Source organism: Bradyrhizobium sp. 27S5, assembly GCF_037217225.1.
GTDB lineage: Bacteria > Pseudomonadota > Alphaproteobacteria > Rhizobiales > Xanthobacteraceae > Bradyrhizobium > Bradyrhizobium septentrionale.
Window position 1 is genome coordinate 6,056,840 of record NZ_CP147714.1, and the last position, 25,896, is coordinate 6,082,735.

At 64.7% G+C, this 25,896-nt stretch carries 25 protein-coding genes; 10 read left to right on the forward strand and 15 right to left on the reverse strand.

Features of this window, described 5'->3' with window-relative positions; genetic code table 11:
* Window positions 1–16: 16 nt before the first annotated feature.
* The 5 genes from WDM24_RS28675 to WDM24_RS28695 form a co-directional block, all read right to left on the reverse strand.
* Window positions 17–733, reverse strand: a complete 717-nt coding sequence (locus WDM24_RS28675) for an ABC transporter ATP-binding protein (RefSeq protein WP_166305784.1) — start codon at window positions 731–733, stop codon at window positions 17–19.
* Window positions 726–1,478 (reverse strand): ABC transporter ATP-binding protein, encoded by a 753-nt coding sequence (locus WDM24_RS28680; RefSeq protein WP_338828173.1) that lies wholly within the window; start codon window positions 1,476–1,478, stop codon window positions 726–728. Before WDM24_RS28680 ends, WDM24_RS28675 begins: the two co-directional genes overlap by 8 nt.
* Window positions 1,475–2,506: a branched-chain amino acid ABC transporter permease gene (locus tag WDM24_RS28685; RefSeq protein ID WP_338828174.1), complete on the reverse strand. Its 1,032-nt coding sequence runs from the start codon at window positions 2,504–2,506 to the stop codon at window positions 1,475–1,477. The genes WDM24_RS28680 and WDM24_RS28685 overlap by 4 nt, the downstream gene beginning before the upstream one ends.
* A gap of 7 nt (window positions 2,507–2,513) precedes the next feature.
* Entirely contained in the window at window positions 2,514–3,383 is an 870-nt protein-coding gene (locus WDM24_RS28690) for a branched-chain amino acid ABC transporter permease (protein WP_166207542.1), read from the reverse strand.
* A gap of 203 nt (window positions 3,384–3,586) precedes the next feature.
* Window positions 3,587–4,768, reverse strand: a complete 1,182-nt coding sequence (locus tag WDM24_RS28695) for an ABC transporter substrate-binding protein (protein WP_166305775.1) — start codon at window positions 4,766–4,768, stop codon at window positions 3,587–3,589.
* 378 nt (window positions 4,769–5,146) lie between these two features.
* Here WDM24_RS28695 and WDM24_RS28700 point away from each other — a divergent pair, with 378 nt between their 5' ends.
* Window positions 5,147–5,425 (forward strand): hypothetical protein, encoded by a 279-nt coding sequence (locus WDM24_RS28700; RefSeq protein WP_338701453.1) that lies wholly within the window; start codon window positions 5,147–5,149, stop codon window positions 5,423–5,425.
* A gap of 81 nt (window positions 5,426–5,506) precedes the next feature.
* Here the strand turns inward: WDM24_RS28700 and purU are convergent, their stop codons facing one another.
* Complete coding sequence (gene purU / locus WDM24_RS28705) at window positions 5,507–6,370, reverse strand: formyltetrahydrofolate deformylase (protein ID WP_166305769.1); 864 nt, start codon at window positions 6,368–6,370, stop codon at window positions 5,507–5,509.
* A gap of 128 nt (window positions 6,371–6,498) precedes the next feature.
* On the opposite strand from purU, the gene WDM24_RS28710 reads away from it, so the two are divergent.
* Window positions 6,499–7,344 (forward strand): uroporphyrinogen-III synthase, encoded by an 846-nt coding sequence (locus WDM24_RS28710; protein WP_338828175.1) that lies wholly within the window; start codon window positions 6,499–6,501, stop codon window positions 7,342–7,344.
* On the opposite strand, the gene WDM24_RS28715 is transcribed toward WDM24_RS28710, so the two are convergent.
* The 4 genes from WDM24_RS28715 to WDM24_RS28730 form a co-directional block, all read right to left on the reverse strand.
* Window positions 7,341–8,318, reverse strand: coding sequence for a tripartite tricarboxylate transporter substrate binding protein (locus WDM24_RS28715; protein WP_338828176.1), 978 nt, complete (start codon window positions 8,316–8,318; stop codon window positions 7,341–7,343). The two genes, WDM24_RS28710 and WDM24_RS28715, sit on opposite strands and share 4 nt — an antisense overlap.
* A 114-nt stretch (window positions 8,319–8,432) precedes the next feature.
* Window positions 8,433–9,374 carry a GDP-L-fucose synthase gene (fcl, locus tag WDM24_RS28720; protein WP_338690944.1) on the reverse strand — a complete coding sequence of 314 codons (942 nt, stop codon included), beginning with the start codon at window positions 9,372–9,374 and terminating at the stop codon, window positions 8,433–8,435.
* Complete coding sequence (gene gmd, locus WDM24_RS28725) at window positions 9,358–10,440, reverse strand: GDP-mannose 4,6-dehydratase (RefSeq protein WP_338828177.1); 1,083 nt, start codon at window positions 10,438–10,440, stop codon at window positions 9,358–9,360. The genes fcl and gmd overlap by 17 nt, the downstream gene beginning before the upstream one ends.
* A gap of 141 nt (window positions 10,441–10,581) precedes the next feature.
* Window positions 10,582–11,256 carry a Crp/Fnr family transcriptional regulator gene (locus WDM24_RS28730; RefSeq protein WP_338828178.1) on the reverse strand — a complete coding sequence of 225 codons (675 nt, stop codon included), beginning with the start codon at window positions 11,254–11,256 and terminating at the stop codon, window positions 10,582–10,584.
* Window positions 11,257–11,639: 383 nt separating this feature from the next.
* Between WDM24_RS28730 and WDM24_RS28735 the strand changes: the two genes are divergently transcribed.
* The 6 genes from WDM24_RS28735 (at window position 11,640) to WDM24_RS28760 (ending at window position 18,912) form a co-directional block, all read left to right on the forward strand.
* A complete protein-coding gene (locus tag WDM24_RS28735) occupies window positions 11,640–12,461 on the forward strand; it encodes an ABC transporter ATP-binding protein (RefSeq protein ID WP_338828179.1) in 822 nt (273 codons plus the stop codon).
* Window positions 12,458–14,386 (forward strand): long-chain fatty acid--CoA ligase, encoded by a 1,929-nt coding sequence (locus tag WDM24_RS28740; RefSeq protein WP_338828180.1) that lies wholly within the window; start codon window positions 12,458–12,460, stop codon window positions 14,384–14,386. The genes WDM24_RS28735 and WDM24_RS28740 overlap by 4 nt, the downstream gene beginning before the upstream one ends.
* Before the next feature lie 211 nt (window positions 14,387–14,597).
* Window positions 14,598–15,491, forward strand: a complete 894-nt coding sequence (locus tag WDM24_RS28745) for a branched-chain amino acid ABC transporter permease (protein ID WP_166305751.1) — start codon at window positions 14,598–14,600, stop codon at window positions 15,489–15,491.
* A 3-nt stretch (window positions 15,492–15,494) separates the two neighbouring features.
* Window positions 15,495–16,568 (forward strand): branched-chain amino acid ABC transporter permease, encoded by a 1,074-nt coding sequence (locus tag WDM24_RS28750; protein ID WP_029084716.1) that lies wholly within the window; start codon window positions 15,495–15,497, stop codon window positions 16,566–16,568.
* A gap of 59 nt (window positions 16,569–16,627) precedes the next feature.
* Window positions 16,628–17,911, forward strand: a complete 1,284-nt coding sequence (locus tag WDM24_RS28755; RefSeq protein ID WP_338828181.1) for an ABC transporter substrate-binding protein — start codon at window positions 16,628–16,630, stop codon at window positions 17,909–17,911.
* Between the two features lie 161 nt (window positions 17,912–18,072).
* Window positions 18,073–18,912 carry an ABC transporter ATP-binding protein gene (locus WDM24_RS28760; RefSeq protein ID WP_029084718.1) on the forward strand — a complete coding sequence of 280 codons (840 nt, stop codon included), beginning with the start codon at window positions 18,073–18,075 and terminating at the stop codon, window positions 18,910–18,912.
* A gap of 74 nt (window positions 18,913–18,986) precedes the next feature.
* Here WDM24_RS28760 and WDM24_RS28765 read toward each other — a convergent pair whose 3' ends face one another.
* Window positions 18,987–20,138, reverse strand: coding sequence for an AGE family epimerase/isomerase (locus WDM24_RS28765; protein ID WP_338828182.1), 1,152 nt, complete (start codon window positions 20,136–20,138; stop codon window positions 18,987–18,989).
* Between the two features lie 98 nt (window positions 20,139–20,236).
* Between WDM24_RS28765 and WDM24_RS28770 the strand changes: the two genes are divergently transcribed.
* Window positions 20,237–21,460, forward strand: a complete 1,224-nt coding sequence (locus WDM24_RS28770; protein ID WP_338828183.1) for a phenylacetate--CoA ligase family protein — start codon at window positions 20,237–20,239, stop codon at window positions 21,458–21,460.
* Between the two features lie 125 nt (window positions 21,461–21,585).
* Window positions 21,586–22,116 (forward strand): HAD family hydrolase, encoded by a 531-nt coding sequence (locus WDM24_RS28775; RefSeq protein WP_166305736.1) that lies wholly within the window; start codon window positions 21,586–21,588, stop codon window positions 22,114–22,116.
* Window positions 22,117–22,119: 3 nt separating this feature from the next.
* Here WDM24_RS28775 and WDM24_RS28780 read toward each other — a convergent pair whose 3' ends face one another.
* The 4 genes from WDM24_RS28780 to WDM24_RS28795 all read right to left on the reverse strand — a co-directional run bounded on the left by WDM24_RS28780 (window position 22,120) and on the right by WDM24_RS28795 (window position 25,808).
* Window positions 22,120–23,217, reverse strand: a complete 1,098-nt coding sequence (locus WDM24_RS28780) for a DegT/DnrJ/EryC1/StrS family aminotransferase (RefSeq protein WP_166305733.1) — start codon at window positions 23,215–23,217, stop codon at window positions 22,120–22,122.
* Window positions 23,218–23,227: 10 nt separating this feature from the next.
* Complete coding sequence (locus WDM24_RS28785) at window positions 23,228–23,695, reverse strand: acyltransferase (protein ID WP_029079915.1); 468 nt, start codon at window positions 23,693–23,695, stop codon at window positions 23,228–23,230.
* Entirely contained in the window at window positions 23,692–24,753 is a 1,062-nt protein-coding gene (locus WDM24_RS28790; protein WP_338828184.1) for a Gfo/Idh/MocA family oxidoreductase, read from the reverse strand. Before WDM24_RS28790 ends, WDM24_RS28785 begins: the two co-directional genes overlap by 4 nt.
* A gap of 224 nt (window positions 24,754–24,977) precedes the next feature.
* On the reverse strand, window positions 24,978–25,808 hold the full coding sequence (locus tag WDM24_RS28795; RefSeq protein WP_338828185.1) for a class I SAM-dependent methyltransferase: 831 nt from the start codon (window positions 25,806–25,808) through the stop codon (window positions 24,978–24,980).
* Window positions 25,809–25,896: the final 88 nt, after the last annotated feature.

Consider the following 25,896-nt stretch of genomic DNA (forward strand, 5'->3'; position numbering starts at 1 on the left):
GTTTCTAATGTACCTTCTAATGTGCCTTGGCCCCGGAGACGCCGAGGTGGCGCTCGAGGACGGAGGGATCGGCTTTCAGCGCAGTGCTTGTGGCATCGTGCACGATCATGCCGCGTTCCAATATCACAACGCGGTCGGCGAGCCCGAGAATCTTTTGTGCATTCTGCTCGACGATGATCGAACAGATGCCGCCGGCCCGCGTGATGGTTCCGATCGCCTTTAACAATTCCTCAACGATGATCGGCGCGAGGCCTTCGGTCGGCTCGTCGAGCAGCAGCACTTTCGGGTTCAAGGTCAGCGCGCGGCCGATCGCCAGCATCTGCTGCTCGCCGCCCGACAGCTGGTTGCCGAAATTGCCGCGCCGCTCCTTCAGCCGCGGAAACATCTCGTACACCCGCTCGACCGTCCACGGCCCGGGCTGCGCCACCGCGGTCATGTTCTCTTCCACCGTCAGCGAGCGGAAAATGTTGCGCTCCTGCGGGACCCAGCCGATCCCGGCGCGGGCGCGCTGGTCGGGCCGCATCGCCGTGATGTCCCGGCCGGCGAGCGCGACGCTGCCGCCAAAGCGTCTGACGATGCCGACGATCGAATTGATCAGCGTGGTCTTGCCGGTGCCGTTGCGGCCAAGCAGCGCGAGCACCTGGCCCTCGGCGAGCGAAAGCGACATATCGGACAGCACCACCGCCTCGCCATATCCGGCGCGCAGGCCCTTGATGGAGAGCAGGTCAGGCATCGGCCGCCTCGCCGAGATAGACCGCCCTGACCTGCGGATCGCGCGCCACCTCGTCGGGCGCGCCCTCGGTGAGCAGGCCGCCATTGACCAGCACCGAGATGCGGTCGGCGAACGAGAACACGAGGTCCATGTCGTGCTCGATCAGCAGTACGGTGACGTCGCGCGGCAGTGCCACCACCGCCGCCAGGATATCGTGGCGCTCGCTCTCGGGCACGCCGGCCGCGGGCTCGTCGAGCAGCAGCACCCGCGGCTTCGCGGCGATGGCGACCGCGATCTCGAGCAGCCGCTGCTTGCCATAGGGCAATGTCGAGGTGAGCTCGGTCATCACGTCGAGCAGATGGAACCGCGACAATATCTCGGCGATCTCGGCGTTGACGTCTCTCCGCGTCCCCATCCGCCGCCACCAGTCGCCGCCGCGGCCCATTCGCTCAGAAACGGCGAGTCCGATGGTCTCGAGCGGGGTCAGGTCGGCATAGAGCTGGTTGATCTGGAAGGTGCGCGACAGTCCGCGCAGCACCCGCTTGTGCACGGAGAGGCCGGTGATGTCGCTGCCTTCGAGCAGGATGCGTCCGCCGTTCGGCGTCAGCACCCCGGTGAGCTGATTGATGACGGTGGTCTTGCCGGCGCCGTTCGGTCCGATCAGCGCGTGGCGGGCGCCCTGCATCACCTGCAGCGAGAGATCGCGGGTGACGCGAAGGCCGCCGAAGGATTTTTCCAGGCTGCGGGTCTCCAGCGCGATCGTCATGACGCATCGCTCTCCGGCACGGCGACGGCGGCTTTGCGGCCGGCGAACTGGCGGACGATCAGGTTCGGCACGAACAGCACCCAGCGGTGGATGCGCGCGCGGCCGACCAGCACGATCACGACCAGCACGAGGCCGATCCAGAACAGCCAGTATTGCGGGGTGATGGTCTGAAACAGCTCCTGCAGCATCTTGAACACGACGGCGCCGATCAGCCCGCCATAGAGATAGCCGGTGCCGCCGATCACGAGCACCAGCATCAGGTCGGCGGAGCGCTCGAAGGAAAACACGTCGAGCGAAGCGAGCGCCGTGGTCTGGGTGAACAGCGCGCCGGCGATGCCGGCATAGAACCCGGCGAGTGTATAGACCGCAATCAGGCGGCGGTTGACCGGCACGCCGATCGCGGCCGCGCGCAGCGGATTATTCCTGATCGCGCGCAGCGACAGGCCGAACGGCGAATGCACCACGCGGCGGGCAAACAGGAACAGGATGAACAGCACGATCAGCGAGTAGAAGAACCCGGTCTTGCCGAACATGTCGAAGGTGAACAGCCCGAGGATCGGCTGCATCTCGATGCCCTGCAGGCCGTCGGTGCCGCCGGTGATGTTGGAGAAGCGTTCGGCGAGCGCTTCCAGCAAGAGCGCGATGCCGAGCGTCACCATCAGCCGCGTCAGGTCGACGCCGCGGATGACCAGGAAGCTGGTCAGGAAGCCGAGCACGGCGGCCACAAGACCAGCGACAACAAGCGCAATGACGGGCTCGTTGATGATGCCGTGCAGCGCCAGCAAGCCGGCCGAATAGGCGCCGACGCCGAAGAAGGCCGCATGGCCCAGCGAGACGATGCCGGCGTAACCGAGGATCAGGTCGAGCGACAGCGCGAACAGGCCAAGCCGCACGATGTCGGTCATGATCAGGTAGCGCGACGGGAACAGGAAGGCGCAGGCGAGCGTCAGCACCCAGAACGCGACCTCGCCGATCCGCCAGCGCGCGCTGGCCATCGCGTGAGTGGAGACGTCGGACAGCGCGGTCATGCCAGCCTCACCGCGCCGCGGTGCGGCCGAACAGGCCGTTGGGACGCCAGAGCAGGATCACGATCATCACCGTGTAGATCACGAAGGGTCCGACCTTGGGCACGTAATATTTGCCGGCGACGTCGGCGATGCCGAGCAGCAGCGAAGCCAGGAACGGCCCGGTGATCGAGGAGGAGCCACCAACGGTCACGACGATCAGGAAGTAGATCATGAATTTCAGCGGGAAGTATGGATCGAGCCCGAGGATCTCCGCGCTCAGCGCGCCGCCAAGGCCGGCGAGGCCGCAGCCGAAGGCGAAGGTGAAGGCGAACACCTGCGGCACGTTGATACCGAGCCCGATCGCGGCGCGCGGATCGTCGACGGCGGCGCGCAGCCGGCTGCCGAACCGCGTCTTGGCGAGGATCAGCTGCAGCGCCAGCGTGAGCAGGCCGCAGATCACGACGATCATCAGCCGGTAGCGGCCGATGCCAACTCCGAACAGATCGATCTGGCCTTCCAGCGCCGCCGGCAGCTTGATGAAGACCCGCGACGATCCCATGATGTAGTCGACCGCGGCGACCGACATGAAGACGAGACCGATCGAGAACAGCACCTGATCGAGATGGCTGCGGGCATAGAGATGGCGGTACAGCGTGCGCTCCAGCGCGATGCCAATCACTGCGCTTCCGACAAAGGCGAGCGGCAGGCCTGCGAAGAACGGCCAGCCGGAATTGTTGACCAGCACGGCGCAGATATAGCCGCCGGCCATGGCGAAGGCGCCGTGCGCGAGATTGACGAAGTTCATCAACCCGAGCGTCACCGCCAGCCCGCAGGCGAGCACGAACAGCAACATGCCGTAGGCGACGCCGTCAAACAGATTGGTGAGGATAGAGGCCATCGGGTCAGCCTAGCCGAAAGAACGCCACCACGTCGCGCAGGTCGGATAGATCGTCATGGCCGGGCTCGTCCCGGCCATCCACGTCTTGCTCGCACGCCGGCAGGAAAGACGTGGATGCCCGGCACATCTGCGTGAAGACACGCTTCGCGTTTTTGCCGGGCATGACGGAGTACGGGCACGCGCTAGGAATGACGATAACGGCGTCACTTCTTCGTCTTGCCGGAATCCTTGACGGCCTCGAAGGTTGCGAACTCGACGTTGTAGAGCTCGCCGTCGACCTTCTCGACCTTGCGGATATAGATGTTCTGCACGATGTCGCGGGTTTCCGGATCGATCGAGATCGGGCCGCGCGGGCTCTCCCACTTCATGCCCTTCATCGCCTCGATCAGCTTGTCGCCGTCGGTTGCACCATTGGTCTTCTTCAGCGCCTCGTAGATCAGATGGATGCCGTCATAGCCGCTAACCGCCATGAAGCCCGGCCGGTTGCCGTATGCCTTCTTGTAGGCGGCGACGAAGTCCTTGTTCATCGCTGACGGATGGGCTGCCGAATAGAGATGCGCGGTCACCGCGCCGAGCGCGGCATCGCCCATATTGTTGAGCAGATCGTCGTCCATCACGTCGCCGGGGCCGATCACCTTGATGCCGCTCTTGTCGAGCCCGCGCTCGGCATATTGCTTCATGAAATTGCCGCCCTGCCCCGCCGGCACGAACACGAACATCGCGTCGGGCTTGGCATCCTTCATGCGCTGCAGGAACGGCGCGAAGTCAGGATTGGCGAGCGGGACCTTGACCTCTTCCACGACCTCGCCGCCGCCGGCGGTGAAGTGCTGCTTGAAGAAGGTCAGCGCGTCGTTGCCTGGCGCATAATCCGAGGTCAGCGTCGCAACCTTCTTGATTCCGTTCTTGACCGCCCAGTCGCCGATGATGGTGGAGGATTGCGCCAGCGTGAAGCTGGTGCGCACGATATAGGGCGAGCGCTCGGTGATAATGGAGGTGCCGGCCGCCATCACGACTTCCGGGATCTTCGCCTGCGTCGCCAGCGGCGCCGCGGCAAGCGCCGCGGGCGTCACGCCGAAGCCGGCGATGAAGCTGACCTTGTCGTTGACGATCAGCTCCTGCGCGAGCCGCTTGGTGTTGTCGGGCACCGCGGCGTCGTCCTTCAGGATGATCTCGATCTTCTTGCCGGCGACGGTGTCGCCCTTCTGCTGCATGTAGAGCTTGATCGCGTTATCGATCTGCTTGCCGGTCGACGCCTGGCCGCCGGTCATCGGCAGGATCAGGCCGATCTTGACCGCGTCGTCCGCCCGCGCCGGCGCGCTGGCGCACAATCCCGGAAGCACGGCCGAAGCGGCGCCCCACAGCAACAATTTGCGACGATTGAACATCGACGTCCCTCCCCCCTTCCATTCTTCTGCGTCGAGCCGAGTCCCCCGGCCCTTGCCCTACCTTAACCCAAGCATGTCACGGCCAAGGCGCAACGCGACAAGGCGTCTCCCCGTGCTCTCTGTCAATCGGACGATGGACGTGTGTCGCGCGGGGTGCGATCCGGCTCGCGGCCGAGACCAGTATCAGGATACCAAAGCCGCTCCCCTAAATTCAATGCCCGCGAGAACCGGTCTCGCGCGCACAAGGGCTTCGCGGGCTCGATTCATTTGTACGATCGTACAAACAAAGCCGCGATGTCAACAAACAAGCACAATTGCAGCCGAACGGTCGCGCCCGACATCATCATCCATAAAGACCAGGGCTGTATGCTGCCTCCCATGCCGATCGTCACGCGCCACATCCCTGTCCTGATTGCCCTCGCGCTCGCGGCCTGCGCGCTCGGGGGATGCAGCACCGTGAACCAAAAGCTCTCGTCCGGCATGGCCGACTACATTCCAGCCTGGGCCGGCGGCCTGCCCGCGGATGCGCCGCCGCGGCAGGGCACCCCGGAATACGACAAGTTCATGCAGGAGCGGGAACGCAAGCGCCAGATACCCGCGGCCGAGCGTGGCGACGACGCCAAGCCGGCCGCGACGACGCAGGACGCGCCCCACTGAGCCGATGCTCCGGTCGAGGGAGTCCTCTCTCCTGAGGATTTCGCGGCGGCCGTCGAGTTCGGCCACCACGTGAACCGCGGATCAGTCCACGAACACCACGGTCTTGCGGCCGTTGAGGATGACACGGTCGGCCAGATGGTAACGGATCGCGCGCGCCAGCACGCGGCGCTCGATATCGCGACCCTTGCGCACCAGATCCTCCGGCGTGTCGCGATGGCTGATGCGCTCGACGTCCTGGTCGATGATCGGCCCCTCGTCGAGATCGCTGGTGACGTAATGCGCCGTGGCGCCGATCAGCTTGACGCCGCGCTCATGCGCCTGGTGGTAGGGCTTGGCGCCCTTGAAGCCGGGCAGGAAGGAATGATGGATGTTGATGCAGCGGCCCGACAGCCGCGCCGACATCTCGTCGGACAGGATCTGCATGTAGCGGGCCAGCACCACGAGGTCGGTGTTGGTGTCCTGGGCCAGCTGCCACACCGCGTCTTCCTGCTGCCGCTTGGTCTCTTTGGTCACCGGCAGATGATGGAATGGGATGTCGCCGAAATCGAGCGAACCATAGCTCTCGCGCGGGTGGTTGGAGACAATCGCGGTCGGGATCATCTCGAGCTCGCCGGTGCGCCAGCGATAGAGGATGTCGACCAGGCAATGATCGGACTTGGACACCAGCAGCATCACCCGGCGGCGGCTGGCGCGATCGCGCATCTGCCATTCCATGCCGAAACGCTCGGCGATCGCGGCAAAGCCGGTCTGCAGCGCAGCCAGCTCCACCGCGAGATCGGCCGCGGTGAACACCACGCGCATGAAGAACTTGCCGGTCTCGATATCGTCGAACTGCTGGGCGTCCAGGATGTTCTGCCCATTATGCGCGAGGAAGGTCGAGACCGCCGAGACGATCCCCGGACGGTCCGGACAGGACAGGGTCAGAACGAATTGATGGTCGGGCATGCCAATTGACCAAAGCTTGAGCAGGTAGGTGGAATTTTCGGCCCTCGTCTACACCGCGGGCGGCCTTGCGCCAATCCCGGCGCGGGGGTCAAATCGAACAAATGACGACAATGTTGTTAGGGACCATCATGGCTGACCGGCTGAACGGCTACCGCATCCTGATCCTCGAGACCCGCGAGGAGGCGCAGTTTTCCCGCCTGCTCGCCGAACAGGGCGCCGACGTGCTGCAATGCCCGATGTTCACCATCCATGATGCGCCTGATCCGGCGCCGATCGAGGCCTGGATTCGCCGCGCCATCGAACGCCCGCTCGACGACGTCGTGCTGATGACCGGTGAGGGCCTGCGCCGCCTGATGAAGGTCGTGCGCCGGATCGGGGTCGAGGCGGAGTTTGTCGGCAGCCTCGGCAAAACGCGCAAATTCGCCCGCGGCCCCAAGCCCGGCCGCGCGCTGCGCGAGATCGCCCTGGAGCCGCAAATGACGACGGAGAAGCCGACCTCGGAAGGCGTCGCCGAGATGCTGGCAAAGCTCGACCTGACCGGCCATCGGCTCGGCCTGCAGCTTTATCCGGACAAGGACCACGCCACCCTGATCGGCGCGATCAAGGCACGTGGCGCCGAGATCGATACGGTGCTGCCCTATGTCTACGATGCGCAAGCCGCCGACACCAACATCGTCACCGCGATCGAAGAGATGGCGCAGGGCCGCATCGATGCGATCGCGCTGACCAATCTCGGCCAGGTCCGCCGCCTCGTCGAGGTGGCACGGGCGCGCGGTTGCGAGGACAGGTTACGCGACGGGCTCGCGCGTACCCCGATCGCTTCCGTCGGACCGGCGGTATCGGATGAACTCAAGTCCCAAGGCCTGCGCACCGACATCTACCCGGCCGAAGACGCCTTCTTCATGCGGCCGTTGATATCGGCAATGGCGGCAGCGCTTTCAAAAAATCCGCCGCGCGCGGCGGCGCGAAGCTAATCCACCTTGGCGCCGGCGAACTTGACCACCTTGCCCCATTTCTCGGTCTCGTCCGCCACCAGTCTGCCGAAGTCGGCAGCCGAGCCCGGCAGCATCATCGCGCCGAGCTCGGTGAACCGCGCCTTCGCCTTCGGATCGGCGAGGATTTCATTGACCGCCCTGTTGAGCTTGTCGACGATTTCGGGCGGCGTGTTCTTCGGCGCCGCGAGGCCGTACCAGGCGCTCGCCTCGTAGCCCGGCAGGAAGTCGGCGACCGGCGGCAGATCCGGAAGCACGTCCGAACGGGTCGTGCTGGTCACGGCAAGTCCGCGCAGCTTGCCGGATTTGACGTGCTCGGCACAGGTCGGAAGATTGTCGAACATCACCTGCATCACGCCGGAGAGCATGTCGGTTATCGCCGGCGCGCCACCCCGGTAGGGCACGTGCTGCATCTTGATGCCGGTGAGCATCTTGAACAGTTCGCCCGACATGTGGATCGTCGAACCGTTGCCTGACGACGCCATGTTGAGCTTGCCGGGATTGGCCTTTGCATAGGCGATCAATTCGGGAATCGACTTGATCGGCAGCGAGGGGTGCACCACCACAACGTTGGGAAAGCGAATGATGCCCGCGATCGGCTCCATCTCGCGCATGAAATCGAAGGGCAGTTTTTCGTAGAGCGTCGCGTTGATCGCATTTGCCGGCGCGACCAGCAGCAGCGTGTAGCCGTCGGGCGCCGCGCGCAGCGCCGCCTCCGTGGCGATGTTGGTGCCGCCGCCCGGCCGGTTCTCGATAATGAAGGATTGCCCGAGCTTTTCCGACAGCCACTGCCCCATCAGGCGCGCCGTGAGGTCTGCCGAACCGCCAGGAGTGTAGCCGATCACGAGGCGAACCGGCCGCGCCGGATAGGCCTGGGCACGCGCGTTGCCAAATGTGAGCGGAAGCGCAGCCGTACCGGCTGCAAGGTGCAGGAATTGGCGGCGCAGAATTTTCATGATGCCTCCTCCGACGCACTGGCGGCTCTTGCGGCCGCTCGGGTACGCGCATCCTATCCGCGGCGTCGCCAAGCCGACAGATATTCTCAGTCGGAGGGCGGGAGGATCACCGCGTCACTTCGTCTCGCGCAGGAAGGCCTGATAGGCGAGCTTGATGCCATCCTCGAGCGAGGTGGTGGCGCGCCAGCCGAGCTTGGCCAGACGGCTGACGTCGAGCAGCTTGCGCGGCGTGCCGTCCGGGCGCGAGGTGTCGAAGCCGATCTCGCCGCGATAGCCGACAGTGGCGGCAACGACGCGGGCGAACTCGGCGATGGTGATGTCCTCGCCGGTGCCGATATTGACCAGGTCCGGCGAGGAATAGGTCTTCATCAGATGGATGCAGGCGTCGGCGAGATCGTCGACATAGAGGAATTCGCGGCGCGGCGTGCCGGTGCCCCACACCACGACATTGCTGGCGCCCGAGACCTTGGCCTCGTGGAAGCGGCGGATCAGAGCGGCGACGACGTGGCTGTATTCGGGATGATAATTGTCGCCGGGACCGTAGAGATTGGTCGGCATCACGCTGATGAAATCTGAGCCATACTGGCTGCGATAGGCTTCGGCCATCTTGATCCCGGCGATCTTGGCGATGGCATAGGGCTCGTTGGTCGGCTCCAGCGGGCCGGTCAGCATCGAATCCTCGCGCAGCGGCTGCGGCGCCAGGCGCGGATAGATGCAGGACGAGCCGAAGAACATCAGCTTCTCGCATCCATTGGCATGGGCGGCCTGGAGCACATTGGTCGAGATCGCGAGATTGTCGTAGAGGAATTCGGCCCGCAGCGTGTTGTTGGCGACGATGCCGCCGACCTTGGCGGCGGCGAGGAACACGGCCTGCGGCCGCTTCGCGGCAAACCAGGCGCTCACCGCGGCCTGGTCGCGCAAATCGACCTCGCTGCGCGACACCGTCAGCAGATCGGCCTGTTCGCGCGCTAGCCGGCGCATCAGCGCCGAGCCGACCATGCCGCGATGGCCGGCAACGAAAACCGTCTTGCCCTTCAGTTCAAACGTGCTTGCCATTGCCCGCGTCCTGCCTGGCCTCAGCGAGATCGCTGGCGACCATCTCCTGCACCAGCCGCGCGAATGGCGTCTTCGGGGCCCAGCCGAGCTTGGCGCGTGCCTTGCTGGCGTCGCCGATCAGGAGATCGACCTCGGTCGGACGGAAATAGGTCGGGTCGATCTGCAACAGGGTCTTGCCCGACGCCTTGTCGACGCCGACCTCGTCGACGCCCTTGCCGCGCCATTCGATGCTGCGGCCGACCTCCGCAAACGCCAGTTCGACGAACTCGCGGACCGAGCGCGTCTCGCCGGTCGCGAGCACGAAATCATCAGGCCCGTCGGCCTGCAGGATTTTGTGCATGCCCTCGACATAGTCGCGGGCATGGCCCCAGTCGCGCTTGGCATCGAGATTGCCGAGATAGAGCTTGCTCTCGAGGCCGACCTCGATGCGGGCGACGGCGCGCGTGATCTTGCGCGTCACGAAGGTCTCGCCGCGGATCGGGCTCTCATGGTTGAACAGGATGCCGTTGCTGGCGAACATGCCATAGGCCTCACGGTAGTTCACCGTGATCCAGTAGCCGTAGAGCTTGGCGACGCCATAGGGCGAGCGCGGATAGAACGGCGTGGTCTCCTTCTGCGGCACCTCCTGCACGAGCCCGTAAAGCTCCGAGGTCGAGGCCTGGTAGAACCGCGTCTCCTTTTCCATGCCAAGGATGCGGATCGCCTCCAGCAGGCGCAGCACGCCGATGGCGTCCGCGTTCGCAGTATATTCCGGGCTCTCGAAGCTGACCTGGACGTGGCTCTGGGCGGCGAGGTTGTAGATCTCGGTCGGCCGGATCTGCTGCATCAGCCGAATCAGATTGGTCGAATCCGTCATGTCGCCGTAGTGCATCAGGAACGGCACGTTGCCGGCATGCGGGTCCTGGTAGAGATGGTCGACCCGCGCGGTGTTGAACGAGGACGACCGGCGCTTGATCCCGTGCACGGTGTAGCCGAGGCCAAGCAGATATTCGGCGAGATACGCGCCGTCCTGCCCGGTCACGCCGGTGATCAGCGCCACGCGCCGCTTTGAATCCTGAGCCGCCATGTCATCTCCAGAGAGCGCGAGACCGCGCGATCCCGACGAGGCCGGTCTGTAGCATCCGGCCTTCGCCAAGTCTAATGGCTTAATCGTGTGAAATCAGGACTTTAGAGCCTCCGAAAATTGCCAAATACGGCCCGATGCCCGTCACTCGCCGTAGTGGCGGAGCCGGTCGAGGTTGATGATGGTCACCCCGCCATATTCGAGCCGCAGCAGCCCCTCGCGCTCGAGTCGCTTCAGGCACTGGTTGGCATTCTGCCGCGAGATTCCCGACAGCGCCCCAATCTCCTCCTGGGTGATCTCCAGGTGCAGGGTGAGGTCGGGGTAGAGGATCGGGTTGAACAGCGAGGCGATCGAGCGCGCCAGCCGCGCCGTCGCATCCAGCGTGCGACCGTATTCGAGCAGCGCAATGAACTGGCCGAGCCGTTCGTTGAGCGATCCCACCAGGAAACGGTTGAACCCGACGCTGTTCTCGAACAGCCAGACGAAGGTCCGGCGATCCATCATCGCCAGCCGCGTGTCGCGCAGCGCGACCACGTCGTAGCGCCGCGGCTCGTTCTTGAGCACGGTGCCCTCGCCGAACCACGCGCCGGCGGTGAGGCCCGCGAAACTCGCCGCCTTGCCGCCGCGCGACACGATGCCCATGCGCGCGAGCCCGCTGACGATGCCGGTCCAGTACTGGAAATTGTCGCCGCGCATGAAGATGAATTCGTTGGCGCGGTAGGACTTCTCGGAAATGCCGGCGCGCGCGATTTCGATTTCTTGCTCGCTCAGTTCGCGCGACCAGGCCGCGATGCGCCCTAAGTAATCAGCAGCAATCATTCTAGCGACGGCATCCCACCCCAAGATACTGACACGATATTGCACTGCAGCAACGCCGTGTGCGAAGCCAGCAGCCCGACGCCTGGAATGCCAGCGAAAATTCCTGACCAATTGTCGGGCACATGACAATTCAACCTATCGCTTTCTCGTATTCAGAGCCACCTCGCGTAACGCCGCGCAGCACCTTGGTGGATCGCTGACGGCGGATGATGCGAGACCGGGCTTGCAGGCGGGTGCGGCGTTACCGCGCATGGCGCAGGCGATCGGGGCAATGCTCCCGAACGCCGGCATCATTAGTCGGATGGTCTCCCTTCGGCGGCCCATATAAGATCGGAGCGAAAGATCAAGAGCGCGCCAAAGCGCCTGTATCTGGAGGGAACAGGGTGTCTTACAGTCTCGAGGTGCGCGGGGTCTCATTGCGCTTTGGCGGCGTCCGCGCGCTGACCGAAGTGAGCTTCGGCGTGAATCAGGGCGAACTGTTCTCGATCATCGGCCCGAACGGCGCCGGCAAGACCTCGATCGTTAACTGCATTTCCGGCCGTTATAAGCCGACCGAAGGCCAGCTCTTTTATGGCGGCAAGGATATCACCGGCCTCACCCCGAACGCGCGGCCCCGCCTCGGCATCGGCCGGACCTTCCAGAATCTCGCGCTGTTCCACCACATGAGCGTGCTCGACAACATCATGGTCGGCCGCCATCACCTCTTGAAGAACAACTTCATCACCGGATCGCTGTACTGGCTGACCGGCGCGCGCCGCGAGGAGCTGGAGCACCGCCGCAAGGTCGAGGAGATCATCGACTTCCTCGACCTGCAATCGGTGCGCAAGGCGACCGCCGGCACCCTGCCCTACGGACTGCGCAAGCGCGTCGAGCTCGCCCGCGCGATGGCGCTGGAACCGCAACTGATCCTGCTCGACGAGCCGATGGCCGGCATGAATTTCGAAGAGAAGGAGGACATGGCGCGCTACATTGTCGATCTCAACGAAGAGTTCGGCATGACCGTGATGATGATCGAGCACGACATGGGCGTCGTGATGGACATCTCCCACCGCGTCATGGTGCTGGATTTCGGCCGCAAGATCGCCGAGGGCGATCCGGCCGCCGTGCTCGCCGATCCCCATGTCAAGCGCGCCTATCTCGGCGAAGAGGACGAGGCGCTGGTCGATCCCGACGACAAGCCGGCGGTGCGGGAGAGCGCGGCATGATGGACTATGCCGGACGCGCCGCGCAGGCCGACACCTATCCAAAGCTGCTGCGGCTGAACGCAAAAGAGCACGGCAACGAGATCGCGCTGCGCGAGAAGGATCTCGGGCTGTGGCGCGAATTCACCTGGAACGATTACCAGACGCGCACCCATGATTTCGCGCTCGGCATGGTCGAGCTCGGGCTCGGCCGCGGCGACGTGATCGGCATCATCGGCGACAACCGGCCGGACTGGGTCGCCGCCGAGATCGCCAGCCACGCCATCGGCGCGATGAGCCTCGGCCTCTATCGCGACGTGCTCGACGAGGAAGCCGCCTATCTGTTGAGCTACGGCGAAGCCAAGCTGGTGTTCGCCGAGGACGAGGAGCAGGTCGACAAGCTGCTCACGCTCGCCGACCGCGTGCCTCACCTCAAGCACATCGTCTATTCCGACCCGCGCGGCATGCGGAAATACGACGATCCGCGGCTGATGGAGGCGAGCAAGCTGGTTGCGCTCGGCCGCGACCGCGCGGCACGTGAGCCCGCTCTGTACGACAGGCTGGTCGACGAAACCAAAGGCGAGGACGTCGCGATCCTCTGCACGACCTCGGGCACGACGGCGAACCCAAAGCTCGCAATGCTCGCGGCGGGCCGCGTGCTGCGGCACTGCGCGACCTATCTCGCCTTCGACCCGAAGGGGCCGGACGACGAGTATGTCTCGGTGCTGCCGCTGCCCTGGATCATGGAGCAGGTGTACGTGCTCGGCAAAGGGCTGCTCTGCCGGATGAAGGTCAACTTCGTCGAAGAGCCCGACACCATGATGAACGACTTCCGCGAGATCGCACCGACCTTCGTGCTGTTCGCGCCGCGGGTATGGGAATCAATCGCGGCCGACGTCCGCGCCGGGGTGATGGACGCCTCGCCGTTCAAGCAGCGGCTCTACGATCTCGGCATGAAGACCGGGCTTGCCGCGCTCGCCGAGGGCAAGCATTCGGTGCTCGCCGACCAGATCCTGTTCCGCGCGCTGCGCGACCGGCTCGGCTTCACGCGGCTGCGCTCGGCGGCAACCGGTGGCGCCGCACTCGGACCGGATACTTTCAAGTTCTTCCAGGCGATGGGCGTGCCGCTGCGCACGCTCTACGGCCAGACCGAGCTGCTCGGCGCCTACACGCTGCACCCCGAAGGCAAGGTCGATCCCGATACCACCGGCATTCCGATGGCCGACAGCGTCGAGATCCGGGTCGACAACCCCGACGTCAACGGCGTCGGCGAGATCGTGGTGCGCCACCCCAACATGTTCCTCGGCTACTACAAGAATCCGGAAGCATCGGTCGCCGACATCAAGGACGGCTGGATGCATTCCGGCGATGCCGGCTACTACAACGACAACCAGCAGCTCGTCGTGATCGACCGCATCAAGGATCTCGCCGAGACCTCGCGCGGCGAGCGCTTCTCGCCGCAATATATCGAGAACAAGCTGAAATTCTCGCCCTATGTCGCCGAGGCCGTCGTGCTCGGCGCCGGCCGCGACGCGCTCGCCGCGATGATCTGCATCCGCTACTCGATCATCTCGAAATGGGCGGAGAAGAGCCGGCTCTCGTTCACGACCTATACCGACCTGTCCTCGCGTCCGGAGGTCTATGCGCTGCTGAGGAAAGAGGTCGAGACGGTCAACGCCACTCTGCCGCCGGCGCAGCGCATCTCGCGCTTTCTATTGCTCTACAAGGAGCTCGATGCCGACGACGGCGAGCTGACCCGCACCCGAAAAGTCCGCCGCGGCGTCATCAACGAGAAATACGCCGACATCATCGATGCGATCTACCGCGGCACGGCCAAAATCCCGGTCGATACCGTGATCCGCTTCCAGGACGGCACGACACAGCGCGTGCGCACCACGCTCGAGGTCGTCGATCTCGGCCGCGCCGTGACCGCGGAGGCCGCGGAATGAACTTTGGGCAATACAGTGAGATCGCAGTAACTGCGCCCTCTCCCCTTGTGGGAGAGGGCTACGCTCCCGGTAGACACAAACTCGCTTCGGTGAGGGGTTTTCTCTCCACGATCCCGATGCGGAGACAACCCCTCACCCGGCTTTTCGCGAAGCCATCCTCTCCCACAAGGGGAGAGGGTACTAGCGCCGCCGTCCGGAGCTACCACACCCCATGAACACCCAGTTCCTGATCCAGCTGATCGTCAACGGCCTCGTGGTCGGCACGCTTTATGGCGTGGTCGCGATGTCGTTCGTGCTGATCTACAAGGCGACGCAGGTTGTCAACTTCGCACAGGGCGAATTGCTGCTGGTCGGCGCCTGGGTGTGCTGGGCGCTGCTGACCAAGTACCAGGTGCCCTTCTGGGTCGGGATGCCGATCACGCTGGTGTTCATGTTCATCTTCGGCATCGCGATCCAGGTCGTGATCCTGCGGCCGATGATCGGCGAACCGATCATCTCCGTGATCATGGTGACGATCGGCCTCTCGACCGTGTTCCAGGCCGCGCTGAAATGGATCTTCGGTGTCAACCCGCAACCGTTCCCGCGGGTGTTCGAGAGCCAGTCGGTCAGCCTGTTCGGGCTGCAGATCCAGACCGTCTATCTCATGAGCCTCGTGGTCTCGCTCGCCATGATGGTCGGCATGGCCTGGTTCTTCCGCGCCTCCAAATACGGCCTTGCGATGCGCGCCACTGCCTTCAACCAGCAGGTCGCGCAGTCGCTCGGCATTTCCGTGAAGAACGTGTTCGCGATGGCGTGGGCGATTTCGGCTACCGTCTCGGCGGTTGCCGGGGTCGTGGTTGCGGTCGTGAACGGCGTGTCGTCCGGCCTCTCGGCCTATGGCATCAAGGTGTTTCCGGCCGCGATCCTGGGCGGACTCGACTCGGTCGGCGGCGCCGTGCTCGGCGGCATCATCATCGGGCTGCTGGAAAACGTCGCCCAGTATGTCGACAGCGAGTATCTGCACTGGGGCAATCTCTACGAAATCGCGCCGTTCTACGTCCTGATCATCATCCTGATGATCAAGCCCTATGGGCTGTTCGGCACCAAGGACATCGAGCGGGTCTGATCAATGGCAACAAGCACTCTCATTCCTTCGGGCGATTTCCGCACCAGCTACGCGGCCGACACCACGATCTTCCCGACCGCAACCAGCCGCAACTTCGCGATCGCCGGCATCCTGCTCGCCTGCCTTGCACCGATGGTGCTGACCAATTACTGGCTCAGCGTCTCGATCCAGATCGGCATCTTCGCGATCGCAGCCCTCGGCCTCAACGTCCTGGTCGGCTTCACCGGCCAGATCTCGATCGGCCACGCCGCGTTCTTCCTGTTCGGCGCCTTCACCTCGGCCTACATCTCCAACAATCTGCCGATCCCGGTGTTCTTCGCCATCCCCCTCGCCGGCGTGGTCACCGCGCTGGTCGGCCTGATCTTTGGCGTACCGGCGGCGCGGCTGAAGGGGCTCTATCTCGTCATCGCAACGCTTGCCGCGCAGTACATCCTGCTCGATTTCTTCTCGCGCGCCGACTGGTTCTCGGGCGGCTCGGTGCCGGCAAGCGCCAACCCGTTCTCGATCTTCGGCTACACGCTGCGCGGCGACCGGCAGTATTTCTACGTCGTGCTCGCCTACATGGTGATCAGCTACCTGCTGGTCACCAATCTGATGCGCACCCGCGACGGCCGCGCGCTGGTCGCGATCCGCGACCATTATCTCTCCGCCGAGATCATGGGCATCAACCTGACCAAGTACCGGACGCTGTCGTTCGGACTTGCCGCCTTCTTTGCCGGCATCGCCGGCGCGCTCTACGCGCATTATCAGCTGGTGGTCTCCCAGGAAGGTTTTGGCATCGAGCGCTCGGTGCTGTTCCTCGCCATGGTCATCATCGGCGGCACCGGCTCGGTGATGGGCACGCTGATGGGCACGGCCTTCGTGGTGCTGCTGCCTGAATCGATGGAATGGCTGAGCGCGTGGCTGAAGGGCGGCGCCATCGACAAGGCGCTGCAGCTCAACAACAACATCACCTTCCTGCGCGAGATCGCGATCGGCCTGATCATCATCGGCTTTTTGATGTTCGAGCCTGATGGCCTCGCGCATCGCTGGCGGCAGATCAAGGCCTACTGGAAGCTTTATCCGTTCTCACACTGACGCAAGGCACGGAACGCAACTCAAAATTCGGTTCAACGAATAAGCAGGAGGAAACCAAAATGACGATTAGATCTCTTTTGAGCTCGGTCTCCCTCGCGCTGCTGATCAGCAGCGCGGCCGCCACCGCGCAGGCCCAGATCGCCATCGGCCATCTGCAGGACCTCTCCGGCGGCACCTCCGATGTCGGCACGCCCTACGGCCAGGGCGTCGCCGATACCTTCGCCTGGGTCAACAAGAACGGCGGCGTCGGCGGCAAGCAGCTCAATGTCGACAGCAACGACTATGGCTACCAGGTGCCGCGCGCCATCGCGCTGTACAAGAAGTGGTCGGCGCCCGACGGCAAGGTCGCGGCGATCATGGGCTGGGGCACCGCCGATACCGAGGCCCTCACCGGCTTCCTCGCGCAGGACAAGATCCCCGACATCTCAGGCTCCTACGCCGCCGCACTGACCGATCCGGAAGGCACCAGCGGCAAGGCCAAGCCCGCACCGTACAATTTCTTCTACGGTCCGAGCTATTCGGACTCGATGCGCGCGATGCTGACCTGGGCCGCTGAGGACTGGAAGGCCAAGGGCAAGTCCGGCAAGCCGAAGTTCGTTCACATGGGCGCCAACCATCCCTATCCGAACGCGCCGAAGGCGGCCGGCGAGGCGCTCGCCACCGAGCTCGGCTTCGAGGTGCTGCCGCCGCTGGTGTTCGCGCTGTCGCCCGGCGACTACTCGGCGCAATGCCTGAGCCTGAAGAGCTCCGGCGCCAATTACGCCTATCTCGGCAACACGGCCGCCTCCAACATCTCGGTGCTGAAGGCCTGCAAGACCGCCGGCGTCGACGTCCAGTTCATGGGCAATGTCTGGGGCATGGACGAGAACGCCGCCAAGACCGCCGGCGATGCCGCCGACGGCGTCATCTTCCCGCTCCGCACCGCGGTGAGCTGGGGCGGCAACGCGCCCGGCATGAAGACGGTGATGGAGATCTCCAAGATGTCCGATCCCACCGGCAAGGTCTATCGCCCGGTGCACTACATCGCGGCGGTGTGCAGCGCGCTCTATCTGAAGGAAGCGCTCGACTGGGCCGCCAAGAATGGCGGCGCCACCGGCGAGAACGTCGCCAAGGGCTTCTACCAGAAGAAGGACTGGGTGCCGGCCGGGATGGAGGGGGTCTGCAACCCGTCGACCTGGACCGAGAAGGATCACCGCCCGACGACGAAGGTCGATCTCTATCGCTCGAAGGTGTCGGGCGCGACCGACGGCGACATCAACGACCTGATGGGCAAGGGCACGATCAAGCTCGAGAAGGTGAAGACCATCGAACTGCCGCGCAAGCCGGAATGGTTTGGGTGGTGACGTGGTGAGGCTGCCACCAGTGCAGCCTCTACAACAACCGTCATCCCCCCGCGAAGGCGGGGGATCCAGGTCGCCGCGCTCTCACGTTTTGATCGCCGGCGTCTCTGGAATACTGGGTCACCCGCCTTCGCGGGTGACGACAGTGGAGAGTGATCGAGACCATGAACGAAACCCTCGAAGCCACCCGCCCGGGGCCGACGGCAGTGCCACCGCCGCCGCTGCTCAGCGTCAACAACATCGAGGTCGTCTATGACGACGTCATCCTGGTGCTGCGCGGCCTCAGCCTCGAGGTGCCGAAGGGCGCGATCGTGGCGCTGCTCGGCGCCAATGGCGCGGGCAAGTCGACCACGCTGAAGGCGATCTCCGGCCTGCTCAAGACCGAGGACGGTGAGGTCACCCGCGGCGAGATCCTGTTCGAGGGCCAGCGCATCAACGGCATCGATCCGGACAAGATCGTCCGCCGCGGCATCTTCCAGGTGATGGAAGGCCGCCGCATCGTCGCCGACATGACGTCACTGGAGAATCTGCGGCTCGGCGCCTTCACCCGGCGCGACGGCGAGGTCTCGGCCGACATCGACATGGTGTTCAAATATTTCCCGCGCCTGAAGGAGCGCACCGGGCTTGCCGGCTATCTCTCCGGCGGCGAGCAGCAGATGCTCGCGATCGGCCGCGCGCTGATGGCGCGCCCGAAGATGATCCTGATGGACGAGCCGTCGATGGGGCTGTCACCGCTGCTCGTCAAGGAAGTGTTCGCGATCATCAAGGAGATCAACCGCGATCTCGGCGTCACGATCCTCTTGGTCGAGCAGAACGCGCGCGCCGCGCTTTCGGTCGCGAGCCACGGCTACATCATGGAACAGGGCAAGGTGGTGCTCGACGGCTCGGCCGACGAGCTGCGCGACAACGAGGACGTCAAGGAGTTCTACCTCGGAGGCGCCGGCGACCAGCGCAAGAGCTTCAAGAACCTGAAGAGCTTCAAGCGGCGCAAGCGCTGGCTGTGAGGCCATGGCGCGTTTTCTAGCGGAGTTGAGGACCAGTTGGCGTGCAGAAAACGCATCAGACCAGCAAGGGCGTTCTAGCTGAGCACCTGTTCCGCTTCGGTGACGGCGCAGAGCACATGGTAGAACGACGACGCCGGGATCGGCGCAATCAGCGACTTGCCGTCGCGGTCGAACTGGTCGTACCAGCCGCCGGCGACGGGATGGCTGAGATAGTGCCGTTCGAGCAGCACCAGCGCCGCGCGCGCCTCGTCCGCCGCGCCGGCTTCGCCCGACTCGGCCTGCGCGATCCAGGCCTTCGCCAGCTCGCTTTGCGGCCACAGCCGCCGTGTGTGGCGGCGGATGTTGCCCTCGGCGTCGCCCTCATCGATCAGGCAGCCAGTGGCCGCGTCGCGATAGCGCAGCGCCGAGGCCAGCAGTTCGCCGCGCGGACGCCCGGTCGGGCAGCCGGTGATGCGTTCAAATCCCTTCAGCAACCAGACCCATTCCGCGAGGTGCCCGGGCTCGACAGAGACCGGCGGGATCTTCGACCAGTCCTCCTCGAAATATTCGCCGAGGGTGCGCGTCTGCTTGTCGTAGAGGTTGGCGAGGAACAGCGCGAAGAACTCGCCGGCGCGGTTCTGGAACGACAAATCGTGGGTCGCGTCGAAGCACGCGATCATCGCCTCGAACAGGTGCATCTGCGGATTCTGCCGGCGCGGCATCGAGGGCGGCAAGCCTTCCTGGAAACCGCCATGGGGCGAGCGCAACTGGGTGTCGAGGAACGACAGCAGCGCGTCGATCTCGGCGCGGACCTGAGCGTCCTGGTCGAGGCCGTAGACGGTCGCGAGCGCCAGCAGCACGAAGGCGTGGCCATAGGTATCGCGCAGCGGCTCGTGCACGCCGCCGTCGGGCGTGAGGCTGTAGACGAAGCCCGGCCGGCCGTCCGGCGCCTTGGCCTTGGCCAGCAGGTATTCGAGCCCCTTCAGCGCAATCGCGCGGCCTTCCGGATACCAGCCCATCTGGGCCGCCTTGGCGTAGCAATAGATCTGGCGCGCCTGCACAAGCAGGCGGCGCGGCGCGGCGTGATCGGCTGTCCCATCCTGATGCAAACGGTCGACAAAGCCGCCGGTTGTGCTGTCCCAGCCGACCGTCGACCACAGCGGCAGGGCGTGGTCGATGATGCGGCGCTTCAACCTCGCGACGACATCGGCGGCCCCATCCGCCGCAACGCTCTCTGCCTCAGCCATCGTGCTCCCTGGAACCATCCCAATGTCAGCGGTCACCGTCTGATAGCACGCGCCAGCCGGCACGTAACCCTGCGCACATCTTCCCTCAAGGACCCGCCATGACCGACCATTACGACGCCCTTGAAACGCGCGATCCGGCCGAGCGCGAGGCCGCCCTGTTCGCCCGGCTGCCGGACGTGCTGCGCAAGGCGATGGCGGGGCCCGCCTATGCCAATCTGCTGAGGGGCACCGATCCCGCATCCATCACCGGCCGGGAAGCGCTGGCGGAGCTGCCGGTGCTGCGCAAGTCGGAATTGCCGGCCCTGCACAAGGCTGCCCCGCCCTTTGGCGGCTTCGTGGCCGACAAGCCGGGCTCATTCGCCCGCCTGTTCACCTCGCCCGGCCCGATCTTCGAGCCCGAGGGCCGCCAGGCAGACCCTTGGCGCGGCGCGCGGGCGCTGTTTGCGGCGGGCTTCCGCGAGGGCGATGTGGTGCTGAACACTTTCAGCTATCACCTCACGCCCGGCGGCTTCATCTTCGACGCCTCGGCGCGGGCGCTCGGCTGCGCGGTGATCCCGGCAGGCCCGGGCAATACCGAGCAGCAATTCGAGCTGATCGAAGCCTATCGCCCGGTCGGCTACAGCGGCACTCCGGACTTCCTGAAAATCCTGCTCGACGCCGCCGCAGCGGGCGGCCGCGACGTGTCCTCAATCAAGCGCGCGCTGGTGTCGGGCGCCGCATTTCCGAAGTCGTTGCAGGAGGAGATGAAGTCGCGCGGCGTCGAGGCCTACCAGGCCTTCGGCACGGCCGATCTCGGCCTGATCGCGTTCGAGACGCCGGCGCGCGAGGGGATGACAGTCAACGAGGAGCTGATCCTGGAGATCGTCAAGCCCGGCACCGGCGATCCGGTCGCACCGGGCGATGTCGGCGAGATCGTGGTGACCTCGCTCGATCCGCATCACCCCTGGATTCGGCTTGCGCTCGGCGACCTGACCGCGGCGCTGCCCGGCGCGAGCCCGTGCGGGCGCACCAATATGCGTATCAAGGGCTGGATAGGCCGCGCCGACCAGACCACCAAGGTCAAGGGCATGTTCGTGCGTCCCGAGCAGGTCGCGGAAATCGGCAAGCGCCACCCTGCGCTCGGACGGCTGCGCCTCGTCGTCACGCGCGCCGGCGAGGCCGACGCAATGACGCTGAAGGCCGAATGCACTTCGCCGCCCGCGTCGCTGCAGGACGAGGTTGCGGCAACACTGCGTGCCGTGACGAAACTCGGCGGCGCGGTCGAGCTGGTCAGCGCAGGCGCGCTGCCGAACGACGGCAAGGTGATTGCCGACGAGCGATAGTCCTTGAGGTCAGAGAAGCGCGAGCGCCCGGCCACCTTGGGCGTGATCCGTCTACATTGTCGCGCGCGGCATTGTGAACTATTGAGCTAGCCCATGCCGAGTGGAGACAGACGGATCATCACCTCATGAGCAGCGCTTCCGGAGATCAGCCGCGACGGCCGGCGGTTTTCTTCGATCGGGATGGCGTCCTGAACCAGGACATCGGATACCTGTTCGAGAGCCACAGGCTGATCTGGATCGACGGCGCGCGCGAGGCGGTGAAGGCCGTCAACGACACGGGCTATTTTGCGTTCGTCGTAACCAACCAGTCAGGCGTTGCAAGAGGCCTCTACGAAGAGGCGCATATCCAGGAGCTCCACGGCTGGATGGCCGCAGAGCTCGGCAAGATCGGCGCACATATCGACGCCTTCGAATACTGCCCGTTCCATCCTGAGGGGACGGTCGAGCGGTATCGGCAGGTCAGCCATCGCCGCAAGCCGTCGCCCGGCATGATCAATGACCTGCTGGCGCGTTTTCCGGTCGATGTCGAACGCAGCTTCCTGGTCGGCGATCAGCCGACCGATCTCGAGGCGGCGCGCGCGGCCGGCCTGAAGGGCTACCTGTTCTCAGGCTCCAATCTGGAGCTGTTCCTGAGGCCTCTGCTGCAGCGAAGCTGAGCCTCAGAACTTCCGAACCAGGTCGATCACCTCATCCTGCTGCTGGCGCGTGATCTCGGCGAAGATCGGCAGCGAGAGGATCTGGCCCTGGTCGCGGTGCGCGTTCGGGAATTGCTCCGGCCGATGGCCGAACCGCGCATAGGCCGGCAGGAGCGGCAGCGCGGTCGGGTAATTGATCGCAGTCTGCACGCCATTGGCGTTGAGATGGGCGGCAAGCGCGTCGCGGCGCGGATGCCTGATCGTGTAGAGGTGATAGACGTGACTGCGCGCCGGCGCGACCTCGGGCACCACGACGTCCTCGATCTGGTTGAGGCCGGCATCGTAGACCTCGGCAGCAGCCTGACGGGCCTCGGTCCACGCCTCGAGATGCGGCAGCTTGGCCGAAAGGATCGCGGCCTGCATGCCGTCGAGCCGGCTGTTGACGCCCTCGATATGGTGCTGGTGCTTCACCAGCCCGCCATGACGCGCGAGCATCGCCATCTGCTCGGCAAGCGCTGCGTCATTGGTCACGACGGCGCCTGCGTCGCCCATCGCGCCGAGATTCTTGCCAGGGTAGAATGAATAGGTCGCGGCCTCGCCGAACGTTCCGACCATGCGGCCCTTGTAGCGTGCCAGATGGGCCTGGGCGCAGTCCTCGATCACCCAGAGCTTGTGCTTCTGCGCGATCGCCATGATGGCGTCCATATCCGCGGGCTGACCGTACAGATGCACCGGGATGATGCCGACGGTGCGCGGCGTGATCGCGGCCTCGATCGCGGCCGGATTGATCGTGAACGTCGCTTCATCGGTGTCGCAGAACACGACGGTGGCGCCGGAATGGGTGATCATCGCCGCGGTCGATATCCACGAATGCGCCGTCGTGATCACCTCGTCGCCGGGCTTCACCGTTAGCGCCCGCATCGCGAGGTAAAGCGCATCGGTGCCGTTGGCGCAGGACACGCAATGGGCGACCTCGGCAGCAGCGGCGAACTCACGCTCGAAGCGGTCGACATAGCTGCCGCGAATAAAGGCGTTGTCGCGGATGACGCCGGCGATCGCCGCATCGATCTCGTCCTTGATGGACTGGTATTGCAGTTGCAGGTCGGCATACGGCACCGGCATCAGATATCCCCTATTGGCTCGCCAGCAGCCGGCGCGCCGGATTGCCGGCATAGGTGCCCGGCGTCGTGATGTCCTTGGTCACCACCGATCCGGCGCCGATGACAACGTCATCGGCGATCCGGACCGGCATGATCGTGGCATTGGAGCCGATCGACACCCGGTTGCCGATCACTGTCTCGCGCCACAGCTCCTTGCGTCCGCGCGCAGGGCCGCCGGTTGCGAACGTGTCGTTGACGAACATCACGCCGTGCCCGACGAAGCAGTCCTCGCCGATCGTGACGAGCTCGCAGACGAAGGCATGCGATTGCACGCGGGTGCGCGCTCCGACCACCACGCCTTTCTGGATTTCGGTGAAGGGACCGACGAAACAGTCGTCACCGAGCGTGCAGCCATAAAGGTTGCAGGGCTCGACGATCTTGACGCGTTCGCCGAACGCGACATCGCGCACGCTGGCCTGATGCACTTCCGGCCGGTTCACGAAACGACACCCAACCGGCTCAAGCGCGGCGTGAAGCGCAGCGCCACTTCCTCGCCGGTCTCGATCGACTCATAGAGGGCCGAGATCAGCTCCAGGCTCTTGCGCCCCTCGAGCCCGTCGACCAGCGCGGCGCGCTGGTTCTCCAGGCAATCGACCACATGGTGGTAGTAGGCCTGATGGCCGAAGCCGTACACGTTGGGCGGGTTGACCGAGAACTTCTCCACGACGTCCTTGTCCGACGGCAGCTCGTCGACAAAGCGCCAGTGCCGGATCTGGTTGACCGCAAAACCGGAAATCTCGACGGTGCCCTTCTCGCCCAGGATCGACAGCGAACCCTCGAGATCGGTCGGACGCGCCGCAGTGGTCGCCTCGATGATTCCGAGCGCGCCATTGCGGAACTTCAGCGTTGCGACAGCGGTGTCCTCGGTTTCGATCTTGGCCAGCGCCGTTGCCGCGCGGGCATGCACGCTCACCACATCGCCGAAGAACCACTCCAGCATATCGACATGGTGGCTCGCCTGATTGGTCAGCACGCCGCCGTCGTAAGCCCAGGTGCCGCGCCATTGGTCCTGATCGTAATAGGCCTGGTCTCGGCACCAGCGCACCCGGACCGTCCCCAGGATGAGCTTGCCGAAGCGGCCGGCATCAAGCGCCTCGCGCGCCTTGACCACCGGCACGTTGAACCGGTTCTGCTTGACGATGAACATCTTGACCCCGGCCTGGTCGCAGGCCCGGATCATGTCGTCGGCGTCCTGCAACCGCAGCGCCATCGGCTTCTCGACCACGACATGCTTGCCGGCCCTGGCGCAGGCGATCACATGCGCGGGATGCAGCCCGCTCGGCGTCAGCACAGCGACAGCGTCGATATCCTTGCGGCCTAAGAATTCGTCCGTGTCGTCATGGGCCGCAACCCCGAACTTCGCGGCAACCGCATCGGCGCGGGCACGAACCGGATCGCAGACTGCAACCAGGCTTGCTCCCTCGATGTGATTGCCACCCAGGAGATCGGAATGACGCTTGGCGATACGCCCGCACCCGAGCAGGCCAAATCTGATCATGCAACAGGCCCTGTCTTGTCTCGCGGCCGACCGTTGCAGCCAGCCGAACAGCCGAGGGAACAAGCGGCCTTGCAAGCCGCACGGTAACGTCCATTACCCAGAAAACTTGGGATTAGGCAAGGCGTATGGGTCGATCCAGCGGCGCGGCCCGCGGCGTCATGCTTCGAGCCTGCCATAACCGATAGGCCGCGAAATATGCGGGCCAAAAGCAGCAAACATCGATCTCACGCGCCCGACTTGTTGCAGCTCCAATAAATATCCAGTCCGCAATACCGCGGGATCGGCGAGGCAAGGAGTTGGGGACGCTTCCAGAGCTTAAATGGCCGTTCCTGATCGGCGTTCTCCGGGACCGCCTGAAAATTCGAGTATCCCGAGCAGATCTGCCGCAACGACCTGGCCGAGATGAATTCGGTCGCCGGCGCCAGCGAACCGTCCTGCGTTTTATCGTAGGCGGCGGTTTCACCGTCGCGGAAGGTCCCGCGATAGCCGCCTAGTTCACGCAGCATATAGCGAAGCGCGCGTTTCGGCTCGAGCACGAACTGCCGGTAGGAGTAGGCATAGTAGACCATGCCGACGAGGCGTCCGCCTGGCACCAGAAGCCGACGGCAGGCTGCGATTGCAGCGGCGAGGTTGCCGGTATGATGCAGACAACCGATCGCGACAACCGCGTCGAACGAATTGTCAGGAAGCGAATTGCTGAGAATGCTGCCCTGAACGGCCCTGCCGTTCAGCCCGCTCTGCTTGATCCGGTGATTGACCATCGTGACCGGATTCGCCGCGATATCGAGGCCGGTGAAGTCGGCGCCGCTCTCCGCGATCTTCTGCGAGACGCTGCCGTAACCGAGCCCGATCTCGAGCACGCGCTTGCCGCGCATTGCCTTCCAGTCGATGTATTTCTCGAGATACGGATAGAAGTGGAAATAATTCTCGTCGTAGCGCCGCAGCGACTCCATCGAGGAATCGGTGATCCCCCACGCGCGGGCTGCCGCCGAGCCGCACAGTTCGTCCCAGAACGCCGCATTGGCGGCGTCGATCGCCTGTTGAGTGTCAGTCATAGCGGCCCTTACCTGCTTCAGCCAAATAGTGTGTTTCGACGCATCCGACGCCGAATATCCGGTATTGCTCGTCCTGCCAACATCTGAT

Coding starts and splice junctions, on each gene's coding strand:
- WDM24_RS28700 (WP_338701453.1), top strand. CDS start 5,147: ATGCCGATCGTCACGCGCCACATCCCTGTCCTGATTGCCCTCGCGCTC.
- WDM24_RS28780 (WP_166305733.1), bottom strand. CDS start 23,217: ATGCCGGTGCCGTATGCCGACCTGCAACTGCAATACCAGTCCATCAAG.
- WDM24_RS28755 (WP_338828181.1), top strand. CDS start 16,628: ATGACGATTAGATCTCTTTTGAGCTCGGTCTCCCTCGCGCTGCTGATC.
- WDM24_RS28690 (WP_166207542.1), bottom strand. CDS start 3,383: ATGGCCTCTATCCTCACCAATCTGTTTGACGGCGTCGCCTACGGCATG.
- WDM24_RS28715 (WP_338828176.1), bottom strand. CDS start 8,318: ATGAAAATTCTGCGCCGCCAATTCCTGCACCTTGCAGCCGGTACGGCT.
- WDM24_RS28790 (WP_338828184.1), bottom strand. CDS start 24,753: ATGATCAGATTTGGCCTGCTCGGGTGCGGGCGTATCGCCAAGCGTCAT.
- gmd (WP_338828177.1), bottom strand. CDS start 10,440: ATGGCGGCTCAGGATTCAAAGCGGCGCGTGGCGCTGATCACCGGCGTG.
- WDM24_RS28730 (WP_338828178.1), bottom strand. CDS start 11,256: ATGATTGCTGCTGATTACTTAGGGCGCATCGCGGCCTGGTCGCGCGAA.
- WDM24_RS28745 (WP_166305751.1), top strand. CDS start 14,598: ATGAACACCCAGTTCCTGATCCAGCTGATCGTCAACGGCCTCGTGGTC.
- fcl (WP_338690944.1), bottom strand. CDS start 9,374: ATGGCAAGCACGTTTGAACTGAAGGGCAAGACGGTTTTCGTTGCCGGC.
- WDM24_RS28680 (WP_338828173.1), bottom strand. CDS start 1,478: ATGACGATCGCGCTGGAGACCCGCAGCCTGGAAAAATCCTTCGGCGGC.
- WDM24_RS28695 (WP_166305775.1), bottom strand. CDS start 4,768: ATGTTCAATCGTCGCAAATTGTTGCTGTGGGGCGCCGCTTCGGCCGTG.
- WDM24_RS28740 (WP_338828180.1), top strand. CDS start 12,458: ATGATGGACTATGCCGGACGCGCCGCGCAGGCCGACACCTATCCAAAG.
- WDM24_RS28760 (WP_029084718.1), top strand. CDS start 18,073: ATGAACGAAACCCTCGAAGCCACCCGCCCGGGGCCGACGGCAGTGCCA.
- WDM24_RS28775 (WP_166305736.1), top strand. CDS start 21,586: ATGAGCAGCGCTTCCGGAGATCAGCCGCGACGGCCGGCGGTTTTCTTC.
- WDM24_RS28795 (WP_338828185.1), bottom strand. CDS start 25,808: ATGACTGACACTCAACAGGCGATCGACGCCGCCAATGCGGCGTTCTGG.
- WDM24_RS28685 (WP_338828174.1), bottom strand. CDS start 2,506: ATGACCGCGCTGTCCGACGTCTCCACTCACGCGATGGCCAGCGCGCGC.
- WDM24_RS28675 (WP_166305784.1), bottom strand. CDS start 733: ATGCCTGACCTGCTCTCCATCAAGGGCCTGCGCGCCGGATATGGCGAG.
- WDM24_RS28710 (WP_338828175.1), top strand. CDS start 6,499: ATGGCTGACCGGCTGAACGGCTACCGCATCCTGATCCTCGAGACCCGC.
- WDM24_RS28765 (WP_338828182.1), bottom strand. CDS start 20,138: ATGGCTGAGGCAGAGAGCGTTGCGGCGGATGGGGCCGCCGATGTCGTC.
- purU (WP_166305769.1), bottom strand. CDS start 6,370: ATGCCCGACCATCAATTCGTTCTGACCCTGTCCTGTCCGGACCGTCCG.
- WDM24_RS28770 (WP_338828183.1), top strand. CDS start 20,237: ATGACCGACCATTACGACGCCCTTGAAACGCGCGATCCGGCCGAGCGC.
- WDM24_RS28750 (WP_029084716.1), top strand. CDS start 15,495: ATGGCAACAAGCACTCTCATTCCTTCGGGCGATTTCCGCACCAGCTAC.